We start from the raw sequence: 2646 nt of genomic DNA, 5'->3' as shown, positions 1-2646 counted from the left end.
GTATGTAATAAATATTATTTAATAAATTGAGTGGATAAACTCTATTGGCTTGACCAAATTAAACTACAAGACCGCCCCAAGGTTGGCGTTCAGGCGTTTTATTTAAGTAAGATTAAACAGCAGGGCTATCCTGTTCTGCCTGGTTTTGTGGTAGAAGCGGATGTTTTACGGCAATTCCTGGAAACTCTCAATAGTTCAGAGTCGTTAATTGCTGATTTACCCTATTCTTCTCTACATTTAGATGTACATAATTGGCGACAACTGCAACAGGTAGCCGGACGCTTACGTCAGGAAATTATCTCAGCGACTGTGCCACCTCATTGGGTGAGGACAATTTTTCAAGCAGCCAGACAATGGCAAAGAAGCAGTTTAATTTTGCGTCCCAGTTTGGCAATATCAAATAACCAAGAAATGAAAAATGTATCTGGGTTATTAGAACCAGTATTTTGTCCTTGTGAAGAAGAGGAAATAGGTGAAGCTTTAAAGCTGCTTTGGAGTCAGTTATTCCGGGCGAGAAGTTTACTATATTGGCACAGTGCGGGGATTAGTTTGCCTAGCATTAATTTAGGGGTGTTAGTGCAACCAGTTGACAATGCGATCGCTTCTGGTGTAATCAATACTAAATCATCGGCATGGGATATTGAAGCTACTTGGGGTTTAGGACTAGCAATTACCAACGGTGAAGTATTACCAGATGTTTACTACATAGAACCAAAAACCGGCGCAGTGGTAGAAAGACAATTGGGTAATAAGATGTTGGCGTATCGTCTTAATCATGGTAATGCTTTTACAGATGAACAACTGCAACCAACATTAGATACTGATTTTTTATTAGCTTATATTTTAGAAGAATCTCAACAACAAGAATATGCTTTGCCAGAAGAATTCTTGCAAGAATTAATTACTGTAGGCAATCAAATAGTCAGTGAATTAGGTGCAACTTTAACTATGAAATGGACAGTTGCCAAAGAATCTTTAGCCACAAAACTCTATATTACAGAAGTTACTGTTCCCCAATCTGTAAACAAGAGTGTGCAATTTATTCAAGGCGTTGGGGCAGCCAGAGGGAGAATTATTGCTAATGCCCATATTTTTAATTCATCACAAAAAGCAATCCAAGTTCCTCAAGGCGTAATTCTCATCGCCCCAATGATTACTCCTGATTGTTTGCCCTTACTACAAGGCGTTGCGGGGATTATTACAGAACAAGGGGGATTAACTAGTCATGGGGCGATTTTAGCCAGAGAGTTGGGTATTCCTGCGGTGGTGAATGCCACTGGTGCAACAACTATTTTACAAGCAGGTGAAAAATTATTAATAGATGGTGATAAGGGAGAAGTATATCGGCTCACCGGAGATGAGGAAAATTTTCCTAGTGAGGAGATAGAAGGATTAATTAAAGAGGAAAAAATTGTCAGTTACCAGCCAATAAATTTACCCATAATTGCGACTAAGTTACTCATAAATTTGAGTCAAGAACGATTAATTAAACAAGTAAAAAGTTTACCTGTGGATGGGGTGGGATTATTGCGTTCAGAATTAATGATGTTAAATATTCTGGAGAAAAAACATCCTCAAGAATGGTTGAAAGCCGGAAGAAAAGCGGAATTATTAGAGTTATTATCTAAGCAAATTATGCAGTTTGCCCGTGCTTTTTCACCCAGACCGATTTTTTATCGGTCTTTAGATTGGCTACCTCATGATTTGCCATCATTGAGTACAGATCCCCCATTATCAAAGTCATCAATTATCAGCGATCGGGGTATTTTCAGCTATATACAAAATCCGGCTGTTTTTGAATTAGAATTACAAGCTTTAGCGATAGTTCAAGCATCTGGCTATAGAAATATTAATTTGCTATTACCTTTTGTCCGCAGTGTTGAAGAATTTGTATTTTGTCGTCACAAGGTTGAGCAAGCTGGGCTAATGCAAATATCCCAGTTTCAATTATGGATGATGGCAGAAGTTCCTAGTGTATTATTTCTATTACCTGAATATATTAAAGCTGGTGTGATGGGTATTTCCATTGGCACAAATGATTTAACACAATTATTGTTAGGAATAGATCGAGAACAGGGAAAACCAGGAATAGGCTCGAAATATCTTGATGAAAGTCATCCAGCAGTGATGGGTGCAATATCTCAATTAATTAAAATGTCTCAAGCTGGGGGTATTTCCTGTTCTATCTGTGGTCAAGCTCCGGTGCTTTATCCAGAAATGATTGATAAATTAATAGAATGGGGGATTAGTTCTATTTCTGTAGAACCGGAAGCAGTGGAAAGGACTTATCAAGCGATCGCTCGTGCTGAACAAAGATTAATTTTAGCAGCAGCAAGGAAGCAACTGGAAAATTTGTAAATTTTTTTAATTGCTCATCAAGAACAGAAAAAACGTATCCGCTCAATAAATGGGGGCGAACCACCTATTCGGGAAGTAACCGTTCACGGGGGGTACAAAAAACACTCTATATGAGATTCCACGAAAACAGCATGAAAAACGTTATAGATTTGATTTTTTTAGGTCATTTGAAATTCGCAAAATCTCTATATCGGTTTGCTAATCGTTTTCTAGCCAATTTAAGAACCATTCGTTAATATGTCAAGTTGCCTGAAAAACCCAACAGACAAAGCTTTCAGGTTTTTTAAT

The 2646-nt window shown here is 37.9% G+C and carries 1 protein-coding gene; it reads left to right on the top strand.

Features of this window, described 5'->3' with window-relative positions:
• Window positions 1-30 precede the first annotated feature (30 nt).
• A complete protein-coding gene (locus IQ228_RS24525; protein WP_193964770.1) occupies window positions 31-2358 on the top strand; it encodes a putative PEP-binding protein in 2328 nt (775 codons plus the stop codon).
• Window positions 2359-2646 lie beyond the last annotated feature (288 nt).

This window comes from Dolichospermum sp. LEGE 00246, from assembly GCF_015207865.1.
In the GTDB taxonomy this organism is placed as follows: Bacteria; Cyanobacteriota; Cyanobacteriia; order Cyanobacteriales; family Nostocaceae; genus Dolichospermum; species Dolichospermum heterosporum.
The sequence above is the reverse complement of the archived record's forward strand: the minus strand, read 5'-3'. Positions and strand labels throughout refer to the sequence as shown.